The following is an 8,000-nucleotide window of genomic DNA, read 5'->3' as shown; positions in this document are numbered from 1 at the left end:
AGGCCGGAGGGGGGGGGGGCCGGGCGGGGTATCCGCGCCATGGATGGCGCGGCTAAGCCTCCAAGGACGGATTCACGGCGTCCCCGCCTGGCCCCACCCCCTCCGGCCCAACCGATAAACCGCATCCCGCGTCCACCCACGAGGGGCTGCGCCGTTCGCGGGAACTTACTTCGCCGGTGACATCCACATGTCGATGACCGCGCTGAACACTTCCGTCCCCGCGCGGTCGCGCACGCTGACCGTCACCGGCAGCGCATAGCCCTCGGCCGCGACCACAATCGGCTGTGCCGGCAGCGCCACCGCCTGCAGCGTGCCGCGGGCCTTGGCCAGGTACTGCACCTGCATCCCCTTCGGGATCCAGCGCATGCCCTTCGGCAGCGATGCATCGACCATCAACCCGGCGGTCAGTTCGGCCAGGTTGCACATCGCGATCGCGTGCACCGTGCCGATGTGGTTGCGCACCCTGCGGCGATCGGCCAGCGTGCCTTCGCAGCGACCGTGTTCCAGGCGGGTGATGCGTGGCGCGATGCTGGCGAAGTAGGGCGCCTTGAAACACACCGCGCGCGAGAACAGCCAGGTGCCGGCGGGCCAGCGCTGCAGGCGTTGGTAAAGCGAGAGCAGGGGCGTGGACATGAGGGGTATTCCGGTCGGCGGATAACGCGACGGCGGGCCGAGGCCCGCCGTCGAAGGCAACGCGTGTCGCGGGCGATCAGGCCGCCTGCGAATGCGGATCCTTGTGCTGGCGGTCGTAGTAGCTGGCCGCGCGCAGTTCGTGGGTGTCGAAGTCGTCCACGGTGATGGTGTCCAGGGTGAGCGTGCGCAGCTCTTCCAGCAGGCTGCGCTCGTCCTGGGTGATCACGCCCTCGGCCACGGCTTCGTCCAGCTGCGCCTTGAAGTCCAGCGCCTCGATGCCCTTGCTCTTCAGCGCCTTGAGGAACTTGCGCTCCACCGGCTCGGCCATGATCGCCTTGCTCAGGTAACTGTTGATGCGACCACCCGGGTTGTTCTCGCACGGGGTCAGGAACACGCCATTGGCGAGACGGTCGCGGGCTTCATTCGGCGCCATCAGCAGGGCGGCGACGCGGCGGCTCAGGCGATCACCCGGAGCCTCGGCACGACGGCCCAACGGGAAGATGAGCGCCCACATCAGCCAGCCGATCGGACGGATCGGGAAGTTGCGCAGCGCGGCCGACAGCGACTCTTCGATCTTGTGCACGCTGTCATGGAAGGCCCAGGCCAGCAGCGGCTGGTCGGCCTGCGGTGCACCTTCGTCGTGGTAGCGCTTGAGCATGGCGCTGGTCATGTAGACATGGCTCAGCACGTCGCCCAGGCGGCCGGACAGCGATTCCTTGAACTTCAGCTTGCCGCCGAGGGTCATCATCGAGATGTCGGCCATCAGCGCCAGGTTGGCCGAGTAACGGTCCAGCTTGCGGAAGTAGCGGCGGGTGTAGGCGTCGCCCGGGGCGGCGCCGAAGCGCGCGCCGGTCAGGCCGAACCAGAACGAACGCACGGCATTGGAGATGCCGAAGCGGATGTGGCCGAACAGGCTGCGGTCGAACTCCTGCAGGCCGGCACGGGTATCCGGATCCTGCGCGGCCTTCATTTCCTTCAGCACCCACGGGTGGCACAGGATCGCACCCTGGCCGAAGATCAGCAGGCTGCGGGTCATGATGTTGGCGCCTTCCACGGTGATCGCGATCGGCGCGGCCTGCCAGCTGCGGCCAGCGAAGTTGCGCGGCCCCAGGATGATGCCCTTGCCGCCGATCACGTCCATCATGTCCGAGATCACTTCGCGGCTCATGGTGGTGCAGTGGTACTTGGCGATCGCCGACGGCACCGACGGCACGTCGCCACGGTCAACCGCGGCGGCGGTGGCCTGCGACAGCGCACTGATCTTGTACGCCTTGCCGCCGATGCGGGCCAGCGCTTCTTCCACGCCCTCGAAGCGGCCGACCGACAGGCCGAACTGCTTGCGGATGCGCGCATAGGCGCCGGTCACGGCGGCACCGGCCTTGGCACCGCCGCTGGCGGTGGACGGCAGGGTGATCGAGCGGCCCACCGCCAGGCACTCGTTGAGCATGTTCCAGCCCTTGCCGGCCATGGCTGCGCCGCCGATCAGCTGGGTCAGCGGAATGAACACGTCCTTGCCGCGGATCGGACCGTTCTGGAACGTCGAGTTCAGCGGGAAGTGGCGACGGCCGATTTCGACGCCGGCGGTATCACGCGGCAGCAGGCCCAGGGTGATGCCGATGTCGCGGGTATCGCCGATCAGGCCATCCGGGTCGTACATGCGGAAGGCCAGGCCGATCAGCGAAGCGACCGGGGCCAGGGTGATGTAGCGCTTGTCGAAGGTCAGCTTGACGCCGAGCACCTGCTCGCCGTTCCACTCGCCCTTGCAGACGATGCCGTAGTCCGGGATCGAAGTGGCGTCGGAGCCGGCGAACGGACCGGTCAGGCCGAAGCAGGGCACTTCGCGGCCATCGGCCAGGCGCGGCAGGTACTGGTCCTTCTGTTCCTGGGTGCCGTAATGCACCAGCAGTTCACCCGGGCCCAGCGAGTTGGGCACGCCGACGGTGGAGCTGACCACCGAGGACACCGAGGCCAGCTTCTGGATCACCTTGTGGTGGGCCAGCGCGGAGAAGCCCAGGCCGCCGTACTCCTTCGGGATGATCATGCCGAAGAACTTGTTCTTCTTGATGAAGGCCCACAGCTCCGGCGGCAGGTCGGCGTGGACGTGGGTGATTTCCCAGTCGTTGACCATCGTGCACAGCTCTTCCACTGGGCCATCGAGGAAGGCCTGTTCTTCAGCGGTCAGCTGCGGCTTGGGGTAGTTGAGCAGGATGTTCCAGTCCGGATCACCGGTGAACAGTTCGCCCTCGAAACCGACCGAACCGGTTTCCAGCGCGATGCGCTCGGTCTGCGACAGCGGCGGCAGCACCTTGCGGAACACCTTCATCATCGGGCCGGTCAGCAGCGGCTTGCGGATGAACGGCAGCAGCAGCGGCACGGCGATCACCGCCAGCACCGCCGCAGCGACGATGGTGGCGGTCTGGTTGACGTAGGGAATGAACCAGCAGGCGGCCAGCAGGGCCACGCTGATCAGCGTCCAGGTAACCAGCCGCATGCGGTGATAGGCGACGAAGGCGCCTGCCAGCAGCAAGGCGAGGAAGGGAAGAACGATGCTCATGAGCGTGCTCCGGTGACGTGCTCGTTTGTGGCGGACGAAGCCGCAGCGTCCGCTGCGGGCAACACGTCCAGATAGTCCAACACAGTAGCGGTAAAGGCGTCGTTGTCATCGCCGGCGACCATGTGGGTCGCTTGCGGCAGCTGTACATGGCGCGCATGCGGCGCCAGCGCCAGGAATTCGGCCACGGTCTGCGGCGTGACCAGGTCGCTGCGGCCCCCGCTGACCAGCAGCAGCGGGCACTTCACCTGGCGTGCGGCCTCGGCCAGTGCGTCCTGGTGCTGCTCGCTGTCGCGGGCCAGCTCGGCCACCAGGCGTGGGTCCCAATGCCAGCGCCAGCGCCCGTGGCCGTCCTCGCGCAGCAGCGCACGCAGCGACTGCTCGGATTTGCGCGGCCGGTGCGGCATGTAGGCCGAGATCACGTCGGCGGCCTGGGTCAGCGAGGCGAAGCCGTCGGGATGGGCGGTCATGAAGGCGAGGATGCGCTCGACACCCGCGGTATCCCAGCGCGGGGTGATGTCGACCAGCACCATGGCCGAGAACAAGCCCGGCCAGCGCGATTCGGCAAGCAGGCCGAACAGGCCACCCATCGAAGCGGCAACCAGCACCGGCGGGCGCGGCTGTTCGCCGGCCAACACGATCAGGTCGTCGGCGAACTGTTCGCCGTGATAGGGCAGATTGGCGCCATTCCAGTCGGAATCGCCATGGCCGCGGGCGTCGTAGGCCAGCGTCTGCAGGCCGGCCGCGTTCAGTGCGCGGGCAGTGGCATTCCAGGCGTGGCGGGTCTGGCCGAAGCCATGGGCGAACAGGACCCGGCCACGCCGGCCATGATCGCTGACGGTCGCCGCCAGGCGGGCGCCATGGGCGGCGTCCAGGCGCAGGTCATGGAACGCAGCGGGAGTGGTGGACATAACCATACTTGCTAGTATGGAGAGCTTCGAGAGGAAGTCAATACTGTACGGTATGGTGCGTTGCAGAACGCGCGTGGAGGGACCCTTCCGACGGGCCTGCGAGGGTTTCGACCGCAACCGCGTACTGCAACGAACCCCGGCGTATGGTTAAATCAGTCCATGAATCAACCTGACGCTTCCGCCGGCGAACCGCGCGCCGGCCGCAACAGCCGCCTGAGTGCCGAAGACTGGGCCCAGGCGGCCCTCGATCTGATTGCTGAACAAGGTGTCGCCGCCGTCGCGGTAGAGCCGCTGGCACGGCGGCTCGGCGTTACCAAGGGCAGTTTCTACTGGCATTTCCCTTCGCGCGATGCATTGCTGCAGGCGGCGCTGGAACGCTGGGAACTGTTCGAACAGGAACAGGTGTTCGGCAGCCTGGAAGACGTACCGGATCCGCGCGTGCGCCTGCGCCAGCTGTTCCAGATGGTGGCGCATGAAGTGCAGCCGCACATCATCTACAGCGAGCTGCTGAAGGCACTGGATCATCCGATGGTGCGGCCGGTGATCGACCGGGTCTCGCAGCGTCGCCTCGACTATCTGGTCGCCTCGTTCCGCCAGGCGGGCCTCAGCTCGACCGATGCGCGTCATCGCGCACGCCTTGCGTACGCCGCTTATGTCGGCTTCCTGCAGTTGTCGCTGCAGCTGCAGCAGCCCAAGCAGGCGCGCGAGGATTTCGAAGCGTACGTCGAGCATCTGATCGAGACGCTGATTCCGAACGGATGAGCGCTCGGACATGATCTCGAAGGAAGGCCGCAGCGATGCTGCGGCCTTTTTGTTGTGCGCCGGCCAGCACTCGTCCATGGCGCACAAAGAACAACGGCCCCTTTCGGGGCCGTTGCTGCATCAGCTGATCAGGTTCCCGATCAGAACTTCTGCTTGTACTGCATGTAGATCAGGCGACCGATGTCGTAGCCGCCGTAGTAGGAGTACTGCGAGTTCGGCGCCGAGTACATCTGCGGGCCGTAGTGGTCGAACACATTGCGCGCACCGACCGCGATGGTCGCATTCCACGGCGCGTTCCAGGAGAACTGGACGTCGTGGAAGGTGGTGGCGCCGCGCTTGTTCTGCGCCTGGTTGCGAGCCGGATCCGGCGAGCCGTAGTCAGGCAGCGAGCACTCGGTGGCGTAGTAGCAACGCTCCTTCACGCTGGAGAAGTAGCGGGTGCCCCAGGTGATGCCGAAGTCGCCGAATTCCCAGCCAACGGTCAGGTTCGAACGCAGGCGGAAGTTGCTGCCGAAGCCATTGTAGATCTGCACCGGGGAGTCATCATTGGCCGTCTTCAGAACGTTCTTGGTGACGTAGGTGTTCTGCAGGTTGAAGTTGAAGCTGCCCCAGGTGTCGGTCGCATAGCGGTAGCTTGCATCGAAGTCGAAGCCTTCGGTTTCGATGAAGCCGGCATTGCGGCTGCCGTAGGTCAGGTTGTTGACGTAGCCGAGCGTGGCGTCACGGGTGAAGGTGCTGCAGCGCTCAGCAATGCCCAGAACGTAGCAGTCGTTCAGCTGATCCGTCGGGGTATCGGAAACGATCGTGTTCTCGATCTTGATGTTGAACCAGTCCAGGCTCAGGTTCAGGCCCGGGGCGAAGGTCGGGCTCCAGACCAGGCCAACGGTCTTGGACTTGGACGTTTCCGGAGTCAGGTTCGGATTGGAGCCGGAGGTGAACGGCACCGGGCTCTGCTCATCCGGGCCTTCCGCCGGGACGTAACCCTGCTTCAGCTGGCGGAAGTTCGGGGCCAGGGCGCCCAGGGCGGCAGCGCATCGCTGGGCCGTGGCGGCATCGGTTGCGGCCAGACCGAACGAGGTATCGCACGGATCGGTGAAGTACTCGAAGGACTGCGAGCTGCCGCCGTACAGGTCGGCGATGGTCGGCGCGCGGAAGCCTTCGGAGTAGGTCGCACGAACCAGCAGCTGATCGATCGGGCGCCACTTCAGGCCGAACTTGCTGTTGGTCGTGTTGCCGAAGGTGCTGAAGTCGGAGAAGCGGGTGGCTGCGCTCAGGCTCAGTTCCTTGGCACCGGGCAGGTCGGCCAGGATCGGTACGTTCAGCTCCAGGTACACTTCATTGACGTCGTACTTGCCGCCGGTCGGGCCAGCCGCCAGGTCGGTGGAGTAACCCGACTGCGACAGCGCGTCCGGATTGAAGTTGCCCTTCTCCTCGCGGTACTCGTAACCCAGTGCGAAGCCCAGGTCGCCTGCCGGCAGGGTCAGGATGCTACCCGCAATGTTGGCGTAGTAGGACGTCATCGTGGTTTCGCCGACGTTGTGCGTCGTCGGGAACAGGAACTGCTGCAGGTCCGGATTGCCGGTCAAGCCGCCATCACCGGTGCGGCCGAACGGAATGGCCGGGTTCCACGGGATGCAGCCGCCGGCGCCGGGGCCGTAGGCCGGGTTGGTGCCCGCAGCCAGGCCCGCTGCGGTTCCGCACTCCACGCGGCCGGTTGCCGGGTTGTAGAACGAGGCCCCGGTGGCGGCGTTGGCAGCCAGGACGTTGTAGTTGCCGGTCTGGCTCTGGTTGTTTTCGGAGTTCTGGTAGAGGTAGCCGGCTTCCCAGTCGAAGTACTTGTCATTGAACTGGAACGAGCCCTGCAGCGCGCCGCTGAAGCGGAACGTCGTCAGCTTGTTGTTGGAAACGCGCGGCACTTCCCAGCCACGGCGGACATACGCCATATCCTGGCCGAACGGGTTGTAGTAGCTGTTGGCCGACCAGATGGAACCGAGGTTGGCGTAGGCTTCGGACTGCAGCGGGTAACCGGCCACCTGCGCTTCCGATTCGCGGCGGGTGTACAGCAGGTCACCGCTGAAACGGACATTGTCGGTAAGGTCGTACTGCAGGTTGGCGAATACGCTGCGACGCTTTGTCGGGGTCAGCAGCTGCATCTGCTGGTTGGAGTTGCTTACGTCACCGGTGATCGGGGTCAGGTCGGTTTCGTGGAAGTCCGCCGCGTTGTAAGGATTGCCGCCGCGATTGAGGGTGAGCGACGGTGCGTCCGGATCGGTCGGGTCGAACACCGAGCCCCACTGGCTGACCGAGGTCCAGCCGGCGGTCGGATGGCGATTGGTGCGCGACGATTCGGAGAACCAGCGATCCTTTGCCCACACCGCCTTTTCGTTGGAGTACTCGGCACCGATGGTGATCGAGCCGCGATCGCCGGTGAAGCCGGCAACGAAATCGGCGCTCTGCTTTTGGCCGTCGCCTTCACTGTACTGCCCGGTGTAGGCGTTGACTTCCAGGCCTTCGAAATTCTTGCGGGTGATGATGTTGATCACGCCGGCCATGGCATCGGAACCGTACACCGAGGAAGCACCGTCCTTCAGCACGTCGATGCGCTCGACGATCGCCGACGGGATCTGCGACACGTCCTGATAACCGCTGACGCTGGCGCCGAGGCGCTTGCCGTCGACCAGGATCAGGGTGCGCTGTGCACCCAGGTTGCGCAGGTCGATGTAGTAGCCGCCGACCATTTCACCAGAGGACAGCGGTTCGGAACGGCTGATGGCCGGGCTGCCGGCGGCAGAAATGTTCTGCAGCACGTCAGCAACCGTCTTGAAGCCGCTCTTTTCGATGGTGGCGCGGCTCAGGCTCAACACCGGCTGGGCGGTTTCGGTATCGACCTGACGGATGCGCGAACCGGTGACCTCGATGCGGTCGAGGTTGGTCGCTTCCTGGGCGTGGGCCGTCGCGGTGGTGGCACCGGCGACAAGCGCGATCACAACTGCGTCACGCAGCTGGCTGGACTTGAGTTTCATTGGCTCTCTCTCTCTCCAAGAAATCTTGGCTGGGGTTAGTGCCCGGCGGGGGAGCGAAAAAGCGCTCCCAAATCGCGAGGCTGACCCGATAGTAACGGGCGTTCGCCAAGAATTAAAGCT

Annotated in this window: 5 protein-coding genes; 1 reads left to right on the top strand and 4 read right to left on the bottom strand. The window is 65.4% G+C overall.

Annotation, left to right across the window (positions count from 1 at the left end; translation table 11 throughout):
- Nucleotides 1-165: 165 nt before the first annotated feature.
- The 3 genes from PEM_RS12760 to PEM_RS12750 all read right to left on the bottom strand — a co-directional run bounded on the left by PEM_RS12760 (nucleotide 166) and on the right by PEM_RS12750 (nucleotide 4,101).
- Nucleotides 166-633, bottom strand: a complete 468-nt coding sequence (locus PEM_RS12760) for a hotdog fold domain-containing protein (protein WP_005418417.1) — start codon at nucleotides 631-633, stop codon at nucleotides 166-168.
- 76 nt (nucleotides 634-709) lie between these two features.
- The gene (locus PEM_RS12755; RefSeq protein WP_005418415.1) at nucleotides 710-3,187 is read right to left on the bottom strand and encodes an acyl-CoA dehydrogenase; all 2,478 of its coding nucleotides are present in this window, start codon (nucleotides 3,185-3,187) and stop codon (nucleotides 710-712) included.
- The gene (locus PEM_RS12750; protein WP_111129168.1) at nucleotides 3,184-4,101 is read right to left on the bottom strand and encodes an alpha/beta hydrolase; all 918 of its coding nucleotides are present in this window, start codon (nucleotides 4,099-4,101) and stop codon (nucleotides 3,184-3,186) included. Before PEM_RS12750 ends, PEM_RS12755 begins: the two co-directional genes overlap by 4 nt.
- Before the next feature lie 153 nt (nucleotides 4,102-4,254).
- On the opposite strand from PEM_RS12750, the gene PEM_RS12745 reads away from it, so the two are divergent.
- Nucleotides 4,255-4,857: a TetR/AcrR family transcriptional regulator gene (locus tag PEM_RS12745; RefSeq protein ID WP_111129170.1), complete on the top strand. Its 603-nt coding sequence runs from the start codon at nucleotides 4,255-4,257 to the stop codon at nucleotides 4,855-4,857.
- A 140-nt stretch (nucleotides 4,858-4,997) separates the two neighbouring features.
- On the opposite strand, the gene PEM_RS12740 is transcribed toward PEM_RS12745, so the two are convergent.
- Entirely contained in the window at nucleotides 4,998-7,880 is a 2,883-nt protein-coding gene (locus PEM_RS12740) for a TonB-dependent receptor (RefSeq protein WP_111129172.1), read from the bottom strand.
- Nucleotides 7,881-8,000: the final 120 nt, after the last annotated feature.

Origin of the sequence: Stenotrophomonas sp. Pemsol, from assembly GCF_003586545.1 — a bacterium.
Lineage (GTDB): Bacteria > Pseudomonadota > Gammaproteobacteria > Xanthomonadales > Xanthomonadaceae > Stenotrophomonas > Stenotrophomonas sepilia.
This window is presented reverse-complemented; position numbering and strand designations above follow the sequence as displayed.